Origin of the sequence: Bacillus alkalisoli (assembly GCF_002797415.1) — a bacterium.
Classification (GTDB): Bacteria; Bacillota; Bacilli; order Bacillales; family Bacillaceae_I; genus Bacillus_CD; species Bacillus_CD alkalisoli.
In genome coordinates, this window is sequence record NZ_KZ454944.1 from 3,785,340 (window position 1) to 3,805,298 (window position 19,959).

The following is a 19,959-nucleotide window of genomic DNA, read 5'->3' on the forward strand; positions in this document are numbered from 1 at the left end:
ATCCCCTTGCAATTATTAAAATGTATGTTTGATTTTTTGCTTTTCTGCATGGCGCTCTAGTGCAAGGTTTACTAATTTTTCAATTAATGAAGGATAATCTACTCCTGTATTTTGCCATAAAAGCGGGAACATACTAAATGGTGTAAAACCAGGCATTGTATTTACTTCATTTATATACAATTTTCCTTCTTTCGTTAAGAAAAAGTCCGCTCGTACAAGACCTGCTCCATCAATTGCTTTAAAAGCTGTTACAGCCATTTCACGAACTTGTTTATCAATAGATTCATCGATTTCAGCTGGGATAATCATAGCTGTATCCCCATCTTCATATTTTGCTTTGTAATCGTAAAAGTCTTTTTTCGCTACAATTTCTCCTACAACAGAGCATTCTGGCTCATCATTGCCAAGAACACCGATTTCGATTTCACGTGCTCCAACAAGTCCTTCTTCAATAATAATTTTACGGTCAAAATCGAATGCCTCTTTAATCGCTTCCGCTAATTCCTCACGGTTATTTGCTTTACTGATACCAACACTTGAACCTAAGTTTGCAGGTTTTACGAAACACGGATAGCCAAGTTGTTCTTCCACTTCACTGTAAACCTTGTCAGCTTCTTTTTCCCACTCTATACGAAGATAATGAACATAATTGACTTGTGGAAGTCCAGCTTGTGCATAAAGGTTTTTCATAATGACTTTATCCATACCTGCCGATGAAGCTAAAACTCCGTTCCCAACGTAAGGTAAATTCAATACTTCTAATAATCCTTGTACTGTTCCGTCTTCTCCGTTTGGACCGTGAAGTAGTGGGAAAATAACAGTACATTGGTTTTCACTTTTTGTATCTTGCAACACCATTGGAGCACTTGAAGTTCCTTCTTCTAGCAACTGTAATTCTTTTACATTTTCTACTGGAGCATTGATTTGGTTTCCTCTAACCCATTCACCGGTGTCCTTAATATATATTGGATGTACTTCAAATTTATCCATGTCTAATGCTTTCGTTACAGCTAATGCTGTTTGTAGTGATACTTTATGTTCGGCTGATTTTCCACCATATAATAGATGTAGTTTTGTTTTCATGCCGGTCCCCTCGATTCCTCTATTTTAAAAGCGATTTTTTCATTATGTTTTTTCGATTTATTATAGCACTTTCCTATACAATTTCGAAACTTCTACTTATATTTCCGTACGTTGCGATTTTAAAACATCAATCACTATTTATTTACTATATGAATATATAGCTTGTTAGGATAATATGGGGATTTTTTCGTATTCCACATATTCCGACAAAATCTTTCCCTGGGAAATAATTTGGTATTTCCTTTATTAAAGGCTGTGTTAGAACACCGCTGTTGATTACCGCGCATACCTGCGCTTTCCGCGGGCGGGCCGGGAGCCTCCTCGGCGCTAGCGCCTGTGGGGTCTCCCGCTCCCCGCTTTTCCCGCAGGAGTCTACGGTATGCGCGAAAATCAACCGCTGGTTATGGAATCTAATCAACAAATTTATTTTTAACATAGCCTTATAATAAAAACACTCGTTCTCCACTATTGAGGAACGAGCGCCGTTATGGTGATTACCATGTGATTTTATGAGCCGAAATGTTTTTTGGTGAGACAGCATATAGGTGGTCACCGATGTATAAGACTCGATGAATGTCTTCTTCCCATGATTCATAATAACTTCTTTCACTCTTTGAATGTGAAATTTCTAAGTGGCGGGTAAATCCTTTTTCTAAATCTATACCATATACAAAAGCACCTTGGAAATCTAATCGATAATCGTATTTACTACCTTGTTCATAGATTACGATTGGGAATGCAAAAATGTCTTTTTCTTTATGAAATAGTAATGCTTTATGATCATAGTTCAGTTGTGAATAAGTTGCTCTTCCACCTATAATTTCGGTGAACTTTTCCTTTGGGTCTGTAGGGTCAGAAACGTCAAATAGTGATAGTTTTACTCCATCTTGAACAACAAATGGTCTATTGTCGTGTCCTTTTTCAAGTGTAGTATTGTACCCAAAGCCAATTAAATGATTTTCATCATATGGGTGTAAATAATTACTGAAACCAGGTATCTTTAATTCCCCTAGAACTTTCGGGTCTGTTGGATTGCTCAAATCAAATACGAATAACGGATCTACTTCTTTGAATGTAACAACATAAGCTTTTTCGCCCATGAACCTTACCGAATAAATTCGTTCACCACGCGCTAAATCTTCTACACTTCCAATTACCTCAAGAGTTTGGTCCATTACAAACAAATGATTGCCTGATGGAGCGGTTTCATCCCACGCATTCCCCGTTGTCGTTGCAACTCGGAAATGTCCTTCAAATTCATCCATGGAAAATTGATTTAATAATCTACCAGGCACCGTACCTGTAGCCTTGTATTCTATATTCGATTTATCTACGTTGAATTTATAAATTTCTGTTTCCGTATGGTCAAACCAATGGCCAATTCCATCAAATTCTGGATAAGTAGGAACCGTAATATATAAGGTTGAACGAGACATAAATATTTCATTTCCGCTTCCAACGTACGTTACCGTATTAACTTTTTCGTTTTGCTTTTTTATGTTGATTGCTACTATGTTCATAAAATTCGGTTCGGTTGAGCCAGGAATATGGTATATTTTCTCGTAGTCCACGTATTCCAATTCTTCTTTCTTGTCTTCACCATTGAGTGATGTAGAAATACGAGGTCTTAAGTCTACTTCTATATCCTCTTTTAATGTCCATACGTTCGGGTAATGATTCGTTATTAGATAAACATAATCGTCTACCTTTCTCGTAGATAGTAAATTACCTTCTATTGTAGTACTTTGTATTTCTTTAAGTTCTTTTTTATTGGAAAAATCATAAACAATTGCTTTGGCAGCACTGTACATTGGCATTATCGGCATAATGCCAACATCACCTCTTGTTGGGTAATGGGATGCCCCACCATACTCGTATCCGATAACTACTACATGTTCTTTGTCTACATAAAGTTGACTAGGAGTGAAATTGTTATAACGTACTTCTGTTGTATGTTCAATTTTTTCAGGAGCGTTCACTTTAAAAATGGTTAATTTATTATCCATAATTTGATAAATAAACGTTCCATCTGTTTTTACGATATCCCCTTCATCTACTCCCGCTACTTGAACATTCGTTTCGGAAAATTCACTACTTTGTGGAGTAGCAACTTCTCCGTCAGAATCATCCATAGCCTCACTTGACATGTCGCTTCCTGCTCTTCCCATAGAGAAACCACTAAAAAGCCCCTTTTCCACTGTTTTTTCCATACTTGCTAAATGGTTTTGGAAAAGTGAGTTTAGTTGTTTTTTGTTTTTAACCGATTGCAATGTTTCATGTATATTAAATTCTACTTTCATTTCTTCCTTAATCGGTTGACCGTTTTTTGCTTTAACACCTTTGGAAACAACGATACTGTATGGTCCGTTCTTTAGTTCATAGCCGTCTTTAGGTGGATGTACTGTAATGATGCGATTATCTAGGAGTTCTATATGAACATCGATATTCTTTCCTTTGCGGTTTTGTATAAAAACAGTAGATGAATTAACGGTAGATTCTTTTAAGCTCTCGGAAAAAGCAAAAACCCACTTCTTATTCGGTAACACATCGATCGCTTCTTCACTGTTGCCAATACCGTTTATCATATAAGGCTTTGCATTAAAATACCAAGCACCTATACTTACGCACAAAGCTACGATTACAAACAAAAATACAAACCCTGACCTCTTCATCCCGTCCATATCCTCCTTCAATATTACAAATACGTTACAGGTGCCAGGCACTTTTAACATGTTTGTAATATATGGTTCTGTAGGATTAGACGAGGGGTGGGTGGAAATGTTACATGGTTTGAGGATGAATTTTTGTATTTTACTGTTCCCAATTATATAGTCGTTCGTCTAACCTATTAAAAAGGGGGAGAGCCATTGAATAGCAAAGAGAATTTCTTTGAACAGTTATATTTAGAATATAGTGACCAAGTGTATAGTTATGTATTTTTAATGGTTCGAAATGCAGCAGTTTCTGAGGATATTACGCAAGATACTTTTGTGCAAGTTTATCGGAAACTTGATACTTTTCAACAAAGAGCTTCCATCTCAACTTGGATTATATCTATTGCTCGTAATAGAACGATTGATTACATAAGAAAGCAAAAGAAATTCATATTTTTTTCTATAGAAAAAAGTGTAATCAAAGACAATAATCCTACTCCAGCAGAAATAATAGAGAAAGGGGAAGCCGTTGTTGCTCTATTTGAAGGCATCAAACAATTAAAGTGGGAATATCAAGAAATATTAATCTTGAGAAAAATAAAAGAACTATCTATGGAAGAAGCTTCTCAAATAACAGGATGGTCTATTAGTAAAGTAAAATCCACTACCACAAGGGCTCTTGCAGCGTTACGAAAAGTGATGAAGAAGGAGGAGGAACGGTTATGAGTCAATTTTTTGATAAAGAGTTTAAAGCCTTACAGTCCATCTCTAGGTCTGAAGAAAAGAAAATTTATTCATTCTATGAAATTAATAAAAAGAAACGCATAGAAGAAAAATCGAAATCGTCCTGGAATCGAAACCTTTTACTACCTTTAACTTCTTTACTAGCTATTTTGATTATAACCATTTTTGCAGGTACGAACCTCCTCCAAAAGTCGGCTCAACTCTCAGAAGACCATTTTATGCACGGAATCTCTTCTTCACAAATTATGAATACGTTCGCAGCACCTTCTGAAAACATAAACTCTTTTAAAGCGAGACAGCAAGAAGGCATGCCTCTTACAGGTGTACGAAGATATGAGCCATCAAGCCAGTGGCATATTCTATTAGTAGAAGCTTTTTCAAACGCCGAAGCAACAAGCGTAACTATAAATGACAATCCACATATAGACTTCTTAATTCAGTTAGAAGGAAAACGACCATTACAACTTAAACTTTGGCTTTATCCAGATGGGACTGGTTACATTCGTCAACATGGATCAAGTGAAATTTATCAATTAAAAGAAGGAAACGTTATTCAACTAATTATTGCATTCAACGACTTAATATCAATGGAGGGATAATTTTTGAACGAAAAAGTAAAATTTTTTAAACCACTTGGGTTTATAACTATTTTGATGTCATGTATACACCCTTTAGGGTTTATTGATTCTATATCAGTCTTTTATACGATGCTTATTACTGGAAATCTATTAATGATGATCCCTTTAGTAATTGACTCCCGTTCATAATTACGGTTCGTTTATTGAAAAACAAATATTATCGTTTAATGTACAATAATAAGTTCGTTAATTAAGGTATAGTAATAAAGATAAAGTACCTATCATTCGTTTTTCGTATAGTAGTCATACACCATGAAACGGACTCAACTGATAAAATTATAGTAAAAAAACAAAGGTTGACCCATTTAACTTAGGTCAACCTTTTTCCTTTTATCCTTATGCTTTTTCCATCTCACCTAATATTTCTAACTGCTTCTTATCAATTTTCCCTACTGCTGTTTTCGGTAATTCGGTCAGAAATATAATTAATCTCGGAATCTTATAACCTGCCAAAGCAGAACGACAATACATTTCTATCTCCTTAGTTAATAAAGGAGCTGAATCTTCTTTTACTATAAAAGCAGCAACCACTTCTCCCCACTGCTCATCTTTCAAACCGACTACTGCTACTTCTTTTACATACTTATGTTCTGCGATTACATGTTCCACTTCTATAGGATATACATTTTCTCCACCTGTAATAATCATATCTTTTTTACGACCGACAATATAAAAGAAACCATCTTCATCTTTTTTACCCAAGTCCCCTGTATGTAGCCATCCTTTTTTTATTGCTTCTCGAGTCGCGTCAGGACGATTCCAATAATAATGAAAGACGTGTGATCCTTGAATAATAATTTCTCCAACTTCCCCATTATTAACTTCTAGTCCTTCTTCATCCACAATCTTCACTTTATTATAGAGCATCGGTTTTCCGACCGAGCCTCTTTTCCTTTTTACATCTTTTGGATCAATATAAAAATTATTCGGTCCGGCTTCGGTTAGTCCATATCCTTCTTTAAACTGCAATCCTTTTTGTTCAAAAGCTTCATAAATTTTATAGGAGCAAGGTGCACCACCAGATAAAAATGTGTGCATAGAAGGAAAGTGACTCTCACGGAATTCCTGCGTTTCAATCATAAAATGGTACATAGTTGGTACAAAAATGGCAATAGTTATAAAGTATTTGTTCAGTAAACGAATTGCCTCTACCGGGTCAAATTTATCTCCAATAACAACCTTTCCACCAATATGCAATACAGGGAGCGTTAATACATTCAGTCCACCTGTATGAAACATCGGTAGAAAAGTTAAGGTTGTATCGTTAGCCGTAATATTCCAACTGTTGATAGTATTAATTGTATTATAAAAAATAGATTGATGAGAAAGCACTACTCCCTTAGGCTTTCCTGTTGTACCGCCAGTATAAATTATCGCTAATGGACAATCTACCTCTATTTCTGTGTATTCTCTATAACCGATATTAGTAATCCAACTACTATATGTCTTGTCCTCTACACTATATGCTTTATCCATATATTTTTTTATTATGAAGTGACTCGTGTCCCTAGTATAAAAGAGCAATTTTGGTTTACAATCTTCTAAAACCACATGCACTTCATTTGAAGATAGTCTCCAGTTCATCGGCACAAAAATTGCACCAATTTTCATACATGCAAAAAGTATATCTAGGTAACAAATGGCATTTGGAGAAAATAACGCAACTCGATCTCCCTTTTCGATACCTTGTTTTAATAAAGAACATGCTAAATTTTCGGCTCTTCTATTTAATTGACTGTACGTCCACTCTTCTCCCGAAGCCCCATTAACAATGGCCACTCTCTCTGGGGTAATACGAGCTCGATTTGTTAACCAATCAGTATCCCAGCTCATCTTACCTCCTCCTTTACCATCAACTTATAATACAAGAATAATAGATAAAAGTTGCATATGAGTTACACAGAAAAGCGGAGGGCGCTCGCTCTGCGACGTAAAAACTGGAGCACTCCGTAATGAGATAAAAGAAAGCGGCGGACACCCTCGAGCAGTCAGAAAAAAAGCTGCCCCCCATCTTTATTCAAGATAGAAGCGCAGCTCTATTTACATCATAATTCCGCCATCAACGTGTAGTGCTGTACCGTTCACATAATCAGCATCATCCGAAGCTAAATATAAATAGGCTTTTGCAATATCTGCTGGATTTCCAAGTCGTTGAAGTGGAATAATACTTCTCATTTTATCTAACACATTCTCCGGTACTTTTGCAACCATGTCGGTCTCAATAAATCCGGGTACTACTGCATTAACATTAATACCTTTGCCACCATATTCTTTTGCCCAAGATTTTGTCATCCCAATTACACCTGCTTTTGTAGCAGCATAGTTGGTCTGACCGACGTTACCGTATACTCCAGACACACTAGATGTAGAAATAATCTTCCCCTTACTTTGCTCTAACATTTTTGGAATTACCGCTTGAGTACAGTAGAAAACACCAGTTAAGTTTACATCGACTACTTTTTGCCACGCTTCTGGAGTCATTTTATAGAGCATAGCATCTGAAGTAATACCTGCATTATTTACTAAAATATCAATGCGCCCAAATTGCTGGATAGTTTGCTCCACCATTTTTTGTACACTAGATTGGTCTGCCACATTCACGTGAACTGCTATGGCATTCCCTCCAAATTCATTCATATCCGCAACCACTTTTTCAGCAGCTTCTAAATTATAATCTGCAACTACGACATTGGCTCCCTCTTTACCAAAAGTAAACGCAGCCTCTTTTCCTATTCCGTTTCCTGCTCCTGTAATGATAGCTGTTTTATCTTGTAATCGCATTATTACTCCCCCTGTTTTCTCAAAAACGTTATCATATTATTGATTAACTGATGTATATCATCTATTAGAGGTGAGTGACCGCAACCTTTTAAATAAACCAATTCTCCATTATCCCCTAAATCCTCTTTTATTTCCTTCGTCATTTCTGGTGAAATAACTAAATCGGAATCTCCAGCTAAAATTAGAATAGGTTTTTTTATTTTTTCTACCTCACCAGTTCCTTCTACCAATCCATTATGAACCGTACTTATATTAAATGTATTTAAAGCTTGATATACTTCTGTTAAATTTCTTTGTGTCATCATATCTTCTAAATATTCATCATACTGTTGCTCACTAGGCTGATTCATTGTATAAATTAACATGTTCCATATATTTTTCAGAAAAGCTTTGTCTCCTTTAGCATACGCTTCTTGGATAGGTATAGATTTTGTGGCATCTTTTTTCACTTCTTCTAAGGTAGCTAACCTTACCCATTCTCCTGTTTCATTTACCGTCATAAATGGGTAGCCACGAGTAGATCCTGAAGCTAAAAGGATAACCTTATTTACATCGTCTGGGTAATCAATCGTATATTGTAATGACACCACTCCTCCAGTGGACCAACCCACAAGAGTAATGTTCTTTAATTCAAGTGAATCTACTAACCCTTTCATATCATCAGAAAAATCTTTTATTCTAGTAACTGGAGTTTTATAGGAGGAAGCTCCGAACCCTCTCATATCTATAGCATATAGCTTATATTCAGAAGGAAAGGCTTCCATTAAAATGTCCCAATGTTTAGAAGATGTCATATTTCCATGAACGAGAAGTATAACCTCTACTCCTCCTTCACGCTCACGGTACGCAATAGTTTCCCCATTACTTAATTGAACCTCTTTTAATGTAGATGTAAGCATACTAGATATCCTCCTTTTCACTTCCCCACTTTATGACCGACGCACCCCAAGCATATCCAATCCCAGCACTTACAAGGACAACTATATCCCCATTTTTAACTTTCCCTTGCTCTAAAGCGAGCTGCAAAGATAAAATTTGATCAAACTGGCCCATGTGGCCATAGTCTTGTAAATAAATAGTTTGATCTTCTATGAGACCTAACTCCTTTAACATATAGTCATGTGCTGATTTCTTCATATGCAAGATAGCTAGATAATTAATATCTTCTCTATCGTATCCGCTTTTTTGAAGTGCCATGTCCACTACTTTAATGAAATTAACTAATGACTTCTCCTCCAAACGTTGCTTCATTCCCTCTGGATCTAAAACATCTAATTGATGATGGCCAGCCTCAATTGTAAATACACTTGTTGGCATTTTTGTTCCACCAGCGACAACCACTACGTCTTCTGAAAAAGTCCCATCTGTCATAATATGACTCTCTAGCAACTGATTATTAGCATAGCCTTTCTTTAACAGTATGGCGCCACCACCAGCAGACAGGTTATACATAAATCTAGTTCGAGGATTCGTATAATCAATAAAATCTACATTTCTGTATCCCCCTGCTAGTAGAACTGTTTGAATTGATGTATCAGCTATCATCATACTCTTTGCTACTTTCAAGGCCATAATGGTCGTTCCACAACGTTGTGCTACATCAAATGCCCAAGCGTTGACAGCACCTACTTCTTGCTGCAATTTTATCCCAGCCGTCCATAAAGGATATTCCTTATGCTCCTCCCCAATATAGATAACTAAATCAATCTGTTCTGGGTTCACACGTGCTTTAGCAATCGCTTCTTTTGCAGCATATATTCCCATCTGACAAGTATGGTCTTTCATACCTGGAATCGGCTTTTTTCTAATCCCCATCTTCTTTTCTATTATTTCTAATGGTATATCGGACACTTTTGCAATTTCCTCACTCGTCATCCAATGGCTAGGAATGTAAACTCCAGTACTTAAGACGCCTATTTCTACCTTATTCATTAGACTTTCACACTCCGAATCCTCTAAATCTACAGGTCTTTATTAATCGTTTGATCTTTCATCAGTTGTTTTCCAGCTTTTTTATACTGATATTTTGCCCACCAGTTTATTGTTGTCCCGACAATTCCTTTTGGGAAGAACATGACTACTAATATAAATATTGACCCAAATAGGATAATCCATCTCTCAAAAATCCAATGTACTTTTGCTAAATCCATTAATCCGTGCTTAGCAAATTCAATGAGTGCCGCTCCAACAATCGATCCAAATAATGTTCCTACCCCACCAATAATCGTTATTAAAAGTGCATCTAGGGTAAGTTGAACAGAGAGTACAGACGTGTTGACAAACCGCAGACTCATTCCGTATAAAATCCCAGCCAAACCAGCAACAACTCCCGCTACAATGTTGGCCGTTACTTTATAATGCATAATCTTAAACCCAAGCGATTCTACTCGGGATTCATTTTCTCGTATTGCTTGTAGAACACGCCCCATTGGAGACTCTGTGAATCGCTTTAATATTAAGAAAATAATCACCATAAATGACAATGCAACAAGATAAAACATCATCCGGTCACGGAATAGTTCCGGGATTACAAACGTAAAACCATCATTTCCCATCGTTACAGAACGCCACTTTTCCGCTAAGACGACAAACAAGCTGGATACCGCTAGCGTTAACATCGCAAAGAAATGACTTTTTAATCGCAAAGTAAGAATTCCTAATAAAAAGCTGACAATAGAAGTGAAAATAATCGTAATGAATGCAGCAAACAAAACGACTTGTATACTAGGTCCAAAGGTTTTCAAACTAACTCCTACCGTATACGCTCCTATACCAAAAAACATGGCATGCCCGAACGAAACGATACCAGAGTAACCTAGTAAAATATCATAACTCATCGCAAAAGCCGCAAAGATAAAAATTTGTGTAAACATTATTAGTAATGTTCTAGAATCATTAACAAATGGAAAGGCAAATAATCCAGCTACAATCATCGCTAATACTAGCTTGTAACGAGGAATTTGTTGTAGGCGCAATACACTACTCATTTAACCGCCTCCTTCATTCCCATTAAGCCAGATGGTCTAAAGACTAATATGGCGATCATGATAAGAAAGTTTACGGTAAGGGAAATTTCTGGTAGAAAAAAGGCTGCATAAGCACCTAACACTCCTACAAGCACTGCTGCTAGCATAGAACCTAACACACTTCCCATTCCACCTATAATAACTACGATGAAAGCTAATATTCCGTACTCTAAACCAATTTCAGCATAGATTACTCCTGAATATGGTCCAAATAGTAGACCAGCTAGTCCTGCCATCCCTGATCCAAGCATAAATACAAATAGAAAGATTTTACGTATATTAATACCTAATGCTTGCACCATTTCCTTGTTTATTACACCTGCGCGAACAATTAATCCTATCTTCGTTTTATTTAATAAGAATAAAAGACCAATAAATACTAATAGCCCTACTCCAATAATAAACAGTCGATATTTAATAAGTAGTATATTTCCAATCTCCCAACTTCCCTGCAACCAACTTGGGTAAGGCGCTACCATAATGTTTGGCCCCCATACAACTTTTACGAGTTCACTTAATACGAGCATGGCACCAAGTGTTATAAGAATTTGTTGTATGTGATTACCGTAAACTGGCTTGATAATAAAACGCTCTAGTAAATATCCAAGTGCAACACCAGCTACAATAGCTGCTATTACTCCAACGATATAGCTCCCACTATTCACAAATGCCCATATCCCAGCGTATGCTCCCCATAAAAACAAGGCACCGTGAGCAAAATTTAAAACATCCATTAGTCCAAAAATTAAAGTTAATCCAGCTGCAAGTAAAAAGATTAACATACCGGTAGCCAATCCGTTTATTGTTATACTAATAAACTGTTCCATTGCCTTCCCCCCTTATTTACTAGGCAATGCCTAAATAGTGACGTTTCAACTCTTCATTATCTTTCAACTCTGTCATTTTACCTTCATGTTTAGATACACCATCGTCTATAATGTAAAAATGATCCCCAATTGTACTTGCCATCACAAAGTTTTGCTCCACTAAAACGACTGTTGTTTTCTCTTTCATTTGCATAATAGATTCCATTACTTTCTCAACGACGATAGGAGCTAATCCTTTGCTAGGCTCATCAATTAGTAATAGGCTGTTGTCATTTACATATGCTCTAGCTATGGAAAGCATTTGTTTTTGACCTCCACTTAAATGACCACCATTCTTTTTCCAAAACTTCTTTAAATCTGGAAAAAGATTTAAAATCCAGTCAAGCCTTTCGAGTGTTCCATCATCTTTGTTCTTCATCGCAACTTTCATATTTTCCTCGACTGTTAAACTACCAAATATACCTTGATCTTCCGGTACGTATCCAATCCCTAAACTTGCTATTTTGTGCGTTGATAAACGATGAATATCGTTCCCTTTAAATTGTATGGTACCTTCCTTCACTGGGTTTAAACCCATAATAGACCTTAACGTCGTCGTTTTACCTGCACCGTTTCTACCTAGAAGGACCGTTACTTCTCCTTCTTTTACTTCAAACGATACACCTTGTAAAATATGGTATTGTTGGATATATGTTTGAATTTGATCTACTTTAAGAAGCGTCAATGGACAGCCCTCCTAAATATGCTGATTGAACTTGTTCGTTTTTCATAATTTCATTAGGGTCTCCATCCGCTAACAAACTACCGTGGAATAACACCATAATGCTATCGGACAAATCTAAAACCATGTCCATCTTATGTTCAATTAATATAATTGTCCGGTTTCGGTCGTCTCTTATTTTTCTAATGACATCTAGAATCATAGGTACTTCCTCTAAGGACATACCTGCTGTTGGTTCGTCTAATAAAAGCACTTCACTCTCTAAAGCTAAAAGCATCGCTATTTCCAGCTTGCGCTTTTCTCCATGCGCAAGGTTAACAGCAAGTTCATTCGCCTTATTATCTAACATCACCGTACTTAACAGTTCTTCTGTTTTTTGGTTTATTTCTTTGTATTGTGTAAAATGTTTTATTAAGTTATATCGAACGCCAAACTGAGACTGTACAGCAAGGCGAACATTTTCGTGACATGAAAGTTGCGGGAATACATTTGTAATTTGAAAGGAGCGTCCTATTCCTAAACGCGTCCTCGCTGTTGGGGAGAGGGAAGTAATGTCTTTCCCTTTATACATAACAGTTCCATCCGAAGGTTTTAATTGCCCACTAAGCATATTGAAAAAAGTTGTCTTCCCTGCTCCATTTGGCCCAATAATAGATTTCAACTGGTTTCGCTCAATTTGAATGGAAACATTATTTACCGCAACATGCCCACCGAATTTTATAGTTAAGCCTTTTGTTTCTAAAATTATGTCCATCCTTTTCACTCCTTCGCTTAAATGATAGAAAGGACGACCGCTATGTGCATAGCACGTCGCATCTCGGTCGCCCTTTTGCAATCACTTATCTTTTATTCATAATTGGTGGTGCACTCTCTTCTGGAGAAAGTTCACGTACTAAAACTGGCACCGGATAGTCAAAGCCATCTACTTTTTCTAAAGTAATCGCATACATCGTTTGCAACGCTTGATGATCTTCTGGACGGAATGTCATAGGTCCTTTTGGCGTATCAAATGTCATTCCTTCCATTTTTTCAATTAAAAGATCTGTGTCCGTAGAACCATTTGTATCTTTTAATGCTTGAACAATAGCCATCGCCGAAGCAAATCCACCTGGTGTAAATAAATCTGGCATTTGTCCGTTATGACGTTTTTGGTGCTCTTCTACTAACCAATCGTTAATTTCGTTGTTTGGTAATGTATGATGGTATACGGTAAAGCCTTGCATTCCTATTACCGCTTCCATTGTGTAAAGTGCAGCGATATCTGGAGCACCTGTAGAAAGCTTAATTCCTCTTTCTTGTACTTTCATATCATTAAGCTGACCCCAAGGAGAGTTTGCTCCTGCCCAAATAACAAACAAATAATCCGGCTCAGCATTTATAATACGTTGAATGTTTGCTGCAAAGTCTACTCCAGCTGGGTCTCCATATTCTTCATGCACAACATCTGCTCCTAAACTTTCAGCTGTTCTAACAAACGCACTAACTCCATCACGTCCGAATGCATTGTCCTGTGCTAATGTAGCTATTTTCACCCCTTCTTTAGCAATAGCAGCTGCTCCAGCAATAGCATCTTGAGAAGAACTACGACCAGTACGGAAAATATATTTGTTCCAGTTTTCTCCAATAATACTGTCTGCCACCGCTGGCTCTACTACCATAATCTTTTTATATTCTTCCATTAGTGGTAGTACCGCTAGCGTGTCACCCGATGAAGAAGATCCAACGATAAAATCTACTTTATGATCTTCTAGTAATCTAGTTGCTTTTTGTACGGCAACATCTGGTTTCGTTTCTGTATCCTCAATAATGAATTCAATTTTCTTCCCTGCTACTTCCATCGTTCCACCAGTTGCATATTCCAAACCAAGCTCAAATCCTTTAATTGTTTGGGCTCCATATGCTTCAAGCGCACCTGTAACAGATGTTAATAAACCAATTTTAATTACTTCTTTTTCCCCATCTGCCGGTTTTTTATCTCCATCCGTAGATGTATCATTTGAACTACATGCTACTAACATAAATAGTGCTAAAACAACTCCTACCCACCCTAGCCATTGTTTCTTTCTCATTTTTTCTCCCCCTTGATTAAAAATATTTAATTATTAATTATTATGAGGGACGGAAGTTACATCCAAGTTACACCATTTAAACCCTATCCCCCTATACATATGGCTAGTATATATGGTGGGAGTTGCAAAGAAGTTACACTGTTCTATAGATGATAAGCCCACAAAAAACGGGTGCTGATGAAGGCAACCCGTTGGTGGTGTAAAATGCATAAGATGTTTTAGAGATTATACAACGTTATTTGCTGATACCGATTCTCTTAATAAGTCAAGCACCCTCACCGTGGACTCCATTGGCTCCACTCCCAGTTCCTCTTTTAAATGCTTTTTACATTTTTCAAAAATTCTTATAGCATAAGATCTATTATTTTTTCTGTAATGACAATACATTAATAAACGGTAAGCTTCTTCCCAGCAACTATCCAGCTTAACAATCTTTTCACATAATGAAATTGCCGTTTCAAAGTTTTCTTCCGCTACATAAATTTGTGCTAACTTCTCTGCTCCATGTAAATAATGTATTGACAGTTCTTCTTTACATTCTGTACACCAATCTTCATAGCGACGAGCTGGTAAGTACTCTCCTTTATAAAGGGCAAGCCCTTCTTCTAATTTATTTTTTGAAACCGCTCTTGATCGCTCATCCAATCCTTTTTCCACTAATTCTTTAAATTGGTAGGCATCAATCTCTACTCCAGCATTTTTATTAATCCCATACCTAGTACCATCTCTCAAAATAAAGAAAGGAGTTTCCCTTGGTTTTCGCTCTGGTTCTAACACTTTGTTCAATGCATTTAATGCAACTTTAAAATCTCTTGCAGCAGCCTCTTCGTCTTGCTCCCCCCACAAATGATAGACAATTTCCTCTTTCGATAGTAGCTTGTTATTGTTTGTAACAAAAAGTTGAAACATTTCTTTAGCCTTTTCTCGTTTCCACTCTTTGTCTAACACTTTTCTTTGCCCTAACCAAATCTGAAAATCCCCAAGTGTTTCCACTTTAAGGGTATAACCAGGGTGAAACGAAAGGTCTTGAAAACCTAACTGATTCAATAGTCGTTCTAGAGTATACCCCACTTCTTTTTTCGCACTAATAAACATCGGTATCATTTCTTGAATATCTTTTGGCCCAAAGAGAGTAAGCGTTTTCAAAAAGAAAGGAAACTCCTCTTGTTCTTGTATAAATCTTTTTAAATACATAGTGGATAGTTCCTTATTTTTCGTTACATTAGCTAAATTACTTAGCCAATAATGATTAACCATTTTACCGTAAGCACAGTGACACTCTGTAAATCCTTCTTCACTTAGTGCCAATTCTTTTTCTGCCATTGTAAAATTATCATTGTAGTAATGGGCAATTCCTAACGCTAAATGTATATAAGAAGATAACCATACATCTTTCACTCGGTTAGGTTCTTCTAAAGCCATTCTTCCGGCTTTAATAGCAAGTTCATATTCTCCAATTCTTCCATACAAAACGCATAGACCCATATATGCCTCGGATTTACCTCGCGACATATTAATTTCATCCATTAAAGTTAATGCCGTTTCATAACATTTTATTGCCAATTTCGTATCATATCTTCTTTGTATTTGTACAGCATGTCCCATTCTTATCCAACCACATGCCTCTACAAAAGGAGACTTTCGGTTCGCTCCCCTTAATATACCTGTCTCCGCTAAACGCTTTGCCCTTTCTGCATCTCCCATATAGGAATAGACAATGGACAAGATTAAATCTGTTTCTCTATGAGATTGAGAAAGTCTATTTTCTTGTACTAAATTTCCTTTATTAATTTCTAACAATTGCTTTGCCTTTTCTAGTTTCCCCGTACGTAAATATTGTCTTGCTTCAAGCTCTATCTTTTCAAACGCACTCTTTACTTCTCTGCATTTTTTTAACCACGTTTCCGCTTCTTTCGCTTTTCCAAGGTTCACTAAATTTTCGGCCATCAAGCTATATAGATGAATGATTCTATTCTCGTCTTCTTCTTTCCCTTCCATTAACATGATTGCTCTAGCTAAATAGCTACTAGCTTTTGCGGGTTGGATTGTATCTAAAAATATTTTTGCTTTTCCTTCGTTCCCTAAACTTTCTAACCGTTTTTCTTTTATATACTGAGCATTTTCTAATAATTGGTCATAGCATGTAAACGCTTTCTCGTAATGACATAAATATCGGTTAATTTCTCCTTCTACGAAATAAACAATAGGATATTTCCCTTTTATCGATGTTGGCAATCGATCAATTACTTCTGCTAGATAATCGATTTTCCCGCCTTTCAACATGCTTTGTCCATGTACCTCTAATAGACTTCCTACTTTATCAGTATTCTCCATCTGCAAATAATGATATATTGCCCGCTCTTGCTCGCCTTTTTGTTCATAGTACATACCCATTTTCGAATGCAGCAATTGGAATAACGGTACATTCATCCTTAATTGCTTTTCTAAAAAATCTTTAAATAGGGCATGATATCGATACTGATTTATACCGACTTGATAGATAAATAAGTTTTGGTTCAATAGCTCATTTAAGTAAGTTGTGGCATATTTTATATCTAATACATCTTCAATCATATTAATATGTAAATCATCTATTATACTCGTTGATATTAAAAAATATTTTGTTTCATCTGGTTGATTCGTGAAGATTTCTAACGCTAAATATCTAAATAACTCTTCCCTTGTCTGGTCTTCCCAATGATGGAATAAAACATTTCCATTTAATTTCATTTGTTGCCAGATCATCTGAATTGCAATAATCCAGCCTTCTGTTCGTTTCATTATTTCCAATACATCTTTCATCGTCATTTCCATTTGATAACTATCAGTAAATAACACTTCCACTTCTTCTTCTGTAAAAGTAAGGTCTGTTTCCGTTAGTTCAAGCATATCTCCATGAACTAATAGCTTTGTGAACAGGTCCCATTTTGGCCTGATCCTACTAGATAAGACAAAGTGCACATGTTTTGGAAGATGTTCAATGAAAAATAAAACAAAACTCTCTATAACTTTCGAACTCTCCATTGTATGAAAGTCATCTAGCACTAAAATAAACGTTTCCCTTATTTTATATAACTCGTTAATAAACTCCGTACAAAGATAAGACACTTCTCTTTCAAGTGTAATGGCAGATTCTGAATGAACGTATTCCAGAAGCCGTTGACCAAAATTAGGATATGTATGCTGAATAGCAGAGATGATATGAATGAAGAAATGAGAAAAATGATTTTCTAGAGGTGTAATGGTATACCAGCAATATTTTTTCTCTTGGTTTGTTAGCCAATTTGCGATTAAGGTACTCTTACCGTAACCGGGGCCAGAGTGAATGAGTGTCATTTTATATTGCTCAAAGCTTTGTAACTTTTTCATTACATGCTTTCTATGTATATTGGTTTCTTTTATTACAGGAGGCGTAAACTTCGTTTTCACAATCGGTATATTTTTAATCATGATATAACCTCTCTTTTTGTCCGAAAATTCTATTATTTTAATAGTAACATAGTAGGTTGCTATTTAGGAGAAAACGAGTTCCACTTATATCGACAAGAATGGACAAACTCCTTAGTGAGAATAAGCTTTTTGATTCTAAATTATTCTTTACCACAAAGTTGTTGATTTTTTTGTACAGATTTATTTTTCAGGCTATGTTTAAGCTTAGTGTTGATTTCATTTGAATCTAGCTGTTGATTGGAGCGCATATCGTAGACTCCTGCGGGAGAAGCGGGAAACGGGAGACCCCACAGGAGCGTATGCTATGAGGAGTAGGTTTTTTCACGATAGTGAAAATAACCTTCCTCTTTAACGCCCGCGGAAAGCGAAGATATGCGCGGAAATCAACAGCGGTCTTTAACACAGCCATTTTTTAAAAATCAAAAAAGAGAGGAAATAATCTCCCTCTCTCTTGCTTTATGCGTTATTCACTGCCGTTTTTAGTTCTTCGAATCCAAATCGATTCACAAACTTCGCTAACACTTCTCGTTTTTTCCCATTTGTAGCATAAATATCAAGTAGTGTTTCGACTGTTTTGTATAGGTCTTTTTCTGTTAACCCCTCAGCGAAAAGCTCTCCTGTCCTTGCATCTTTACCTTTCGCTTTTCCCCCAACATATAGGTCGTAATGATCTTTCATTTTAATAACACCGATATCATTTACTAGCGGCTCGCCACATGCTGTAGGGCAGCCAGTATATGCCGGTCGTACCGTAAATGGTACAGGCTTTCCTGCGATACGGCGGTTCAACTCAATTGCAATCGGCATACCTTCTTCTTCTGCACCTTTACAAAAGTTACACGTTCTTAAGCTTTTTACAAAGTTGCCAACAGGGTAACATACTAATCCTACTTCTTCAAAAGCACGTTTTGCTTCTTCTACTTCACTTTCCAAAACGTCGATATATAGTTGTTGAAAGGTTGTTAACTCTATTTCATCTTCTTCCTTCATATAACTAGCTAGTACCAATAATTGTTTACTAGTTAACTTCGCACCAAAACTAATTCCCCCATTGACTGCGAGCTTTACTTTTTTCTCCAAATCGTAACACCCCTTCATTGAGACATATTACTCTGTAATTTCTAATACAAACGGGAAAGCGTAAACCGTTCCATCGAGTTTAAATTCTGCCCAAAGTTTATACATACCTGGCTTAGAAAAGTGCGCTTCAAACACAGGTAATTCTTTACTTGATGGATGGACGTGAATGAACTCTTCCATTACTTCATCAATAATAACTACATGCCCTAAAGCACCTAAATATGGCTCTGGTTCCCCACCGTTTATGTTAAACGATAAGACAATATGGTCTTTCATCGAAAACGAAGATACATCTAACTCTACTTCGTAGTCACCAATGACTTTCACCCAATCTGATTCTTTTTCTAAAGTTGCAGGATCCCCGTGATGGTGGTGGTCGCCAACCATTAAGGACATTGGAGCTATTCCGTATGACTTTTCGTTTGGTTTAATATCCACATATACTTTATACATACCTTCTTCAAGTTCATAGTTTGTTTGGAACGTACCACTAGTTACTTTTTCTGGATGTAAATGAATAAAGGTTTCTAGGTCTTCCTTCACAATGATTAAATGCATTAATTTTTCATGTGTTACTTTTAAATCATCAAAAACATTTCCGTCAAGGTCATGCAACGTTACCGTTAGTTTATTGCCTTCTTTTTCAATAGAAGGAATTACTTCCGATTCGCCGTGTGCATCCCCATGATCTCCATGCTCGCCATGGTCATCACCGTGCTCTTCTTCGTGACCTTCTTCGTGATGTTGATTTTCTTCCTCATCGACTTGATGGTCGCCATGATGATCCGCTTTCTCATCTTCTGCATAAAAAGAGTAAAGGGAATATCCACCTATAACTAACCCAACATAAAGTACTCCTGATATAACCCACTTTAGCAAATTACTC

16 protein-coding genes are annotated in these 19,959 nt (G+C 36.6%); 2 read left to right on the plus strand and 14 right to left on the minus strand.

Annotated features, from left to right (window positions below; genetic code table 11):
* Positions 1 to 15: 15 nt before the first annotated feature.
* Together CDZ89_RS18835 and CDZ89_RS18840 are read right to left on the minus strand one after the other, a co-directional pair.
* Entirely contained in the window at positions 16 to 1,083 is a 1,068-nt protein-coding gene (locus CDZ89_RS18835; protein WP_096155890.1) for a D-alanine--D-alanine ligase, read from the minus strand.
* A gap of 494 nt (positions 1,084 to 1,577) precedes the next feature.
* Positions 1,578 to 3,755, minus strand: a complete 2,178-nt coding sequence (locus CDZ89_RS18840; protein WP_157842801.1) for a beta-propeller domain-containing protein — start codon at positions 3,753 to 3,755, stop codon at positions 1,578 to 1,580.
* Between the two features lie 195 nt (positions 3,756 to 3,950).
* Between CDZ89_RS18840 and CDZ89_RS18845 the strand changes: the two genes are divergently transcribed.
* Positions 3,951 to 4,463 carry an RNA polymerase sigma factor gene (locus CDZ89_RS18845; RefSeq protein WP_096155892.1) on the plus strand — a complete coding sequence of 171 codons (513 nt, stop codon included), beginning with the start codon at positions 3,951 to 3,953 and terminating at the stop codon, positions 4,461 to 4,463.
* The gene (locus tag CDZ89_RS18850) at positions 4,460 to 5,080 is read left to right on the plus strand and encodes a hypothetical protein (RefSeq protein ID WP_096155893.1); all 621 of its coding nucleotides are present in this window, start codon (positions 4,460 to 4,462) and stop codon (positions 5,078 to 5,080) included. The genes CDZ89_RS18845 and CDZ89_RS18850 overlap by 4 nt, the downstream gene beginning before the upstream one ends.
* A gap of 375 nt (positions 5,081 to 5,455) precedes the next feature.
* On the opposite strand, the gene CDZ89_RS18855 is transcribed toward CDZ89_RS18850, so the two are convergent.
* From CDZ89_RS18855 to CDZ89_RS18915, 12 genes are all read right to left on the minus strand, one after another.
* On the minus strand, positions 5,456 to 6,952 hold the full coding sequence (locus CDZ89_RS18855; protein ID WP_096155894.1) for a class I adenylate-forming enzyme family protein: 1,497 nt from the start codon (positions 6,950 to 6,952) through the stop codon (positions 5,456 to 5,458).
* A 207-nt stretch (positions 6,953 to 7,159) separates the two neighbouring features.
* Positions 7,160 to 7,900, minus strand: a complete 741-nt coding sequence (fabG, locus tag CDZ89_RS18860; RefSeq protein WP_100334215.1) for a 3-oxoacyl-ACP reductase FabG — start codon at positions 7,898 to 7,900, stop codon at positions 7,160 to 7,162.
* Between the two features lie 2 nt (positions 7,901 to 7,902).
* Positions 7,903 to 8,799, minus strand: coding sequence for an intracellular short-chain-length polyhydroxyalkanoate depolymerase (phaZ, locus tag CDZ89_RS18865; RefSeq protein WP_100334216.1), 897 nt, complete (start codon positions 8,797 to 8,799; stop codon positions 7,903 to 7,905).
* A 1-nt stretch (position 8,800) separates the two neighbouring features.
* On the minus strand, positions 8,801 to 9,832 hold the full coding sequence (locus CDZ89_RS18870) for a 3-oxoacyl-ACP synthase (protein WP_100334217.1): 1,032 nt from the start codon (positions 9,830 to 9,832) through the stop codon (positions 8,801 to 8,803).
* A 29-nt stretch (positions 9,833 to 9,861) separates the two neighbouring features.
* A complete protein-coding gene (locus tag CDZ89_RS18875; protein WP_100334218.1) occupies positions 9,862 to 10,887 on the minus strand; it encodes a branched-chain amino acid ABC transporter permease in 1,026 nt (341 codons plus the stop codon).
* Positions 10,884 to 11,753 (minus strand): branched-chain amino acid ABC transporter permease, encoded by an 870-nt coding sequence (locus tag CDZ89_RS18880; protein WP_096155899.1) that lies wholly within the window; start codon positions 11,751 to 11,753, stop codon positions 10,884 to 10,886. Before CDZ89_RS18880 ends, CDZ89_RS18875 begins: the two co-directional genes overlap by 4 nt.
* Before the next feature lie 19 nt (positions 11,754 to 11,772).
* Positions 11,773 to 12,477: an ABC transporter ATP-binding protein gene (locus tag CDZ89_RS18885; RefSeq protein ID WP_096155900.1), complete on the minus strand. Its 705-nt coding sequence runs from the start codon at positions 12,475 to 12,477 to the stop codon at positions 11,773 to 11,775.
* The gene (locus CDZ89_RS18890; protein WP_096155901.1) at positions 12,464 to 13,228 is read right to left on the minus strand and encodes an ABC transporter ATP-binding protein; all 765 of its coding nucleotides are present in this window, start codon (positions 13,226 to 13,228) and stop codon (positions 12,464 to 12,466) included. Before CDZ89_RS18890 ends, CDZ89_RS18885 begins: the two co-directional genes overlap by 14 nt.
* 85 nt (positions 13,229 to 13,313) lie before the next feature.
* Positions 13,314 to 14,543 (minus strand): substrate-binding domain-containing protein, encoded by a 1,230-nt coding sequence (locus tag CDZ89_RS18895; RefSeq protein ID WP_096155902.1) that lies wholly within the window; start codon positions 14,541 to 14,543, stop codon positions 13,314 to 13,316.
* 225 nt (positions 14,544 to 14,768) lie between these two features.
* Positions 14,769 to 17,993, minus strand: coding sequence for an AfsR/SARP family transcriptional regulator (locus CDZ89_RS18900; protein WP_100334219.1), 3,225 nt, complete (start codon positions 17,991 to 17,993; stop codon positions 14,769 to 14,771).
* Between the two features lie 456 nt (positions 17,994 to 18,449).
* Entirely contained in the window at positions 18,450 to 19,073 is a 624-nt protein-coding gene (locus CDZ89_RS18910) for an NAD(P)/FAD-dependent oxidoreductase (RefSeq protein ID WP_227521560.1), read from the minus strand.
* Between the two features lie 27 nt (positions 19,074 to 19,100).
* Positions 19,101 to 19,952, minus strand: coding sequence for a hypothetical protein (locus CDZ89_RS18915; protein ID WP_100334220.1), 852 nt, complete (start codon positions 19,950 to 19,952; stop codon positions 19,101 to 19,103).
* Between the last annotated feature and the right edge of the window lie 7 nt (positions 19,953 to 19,959).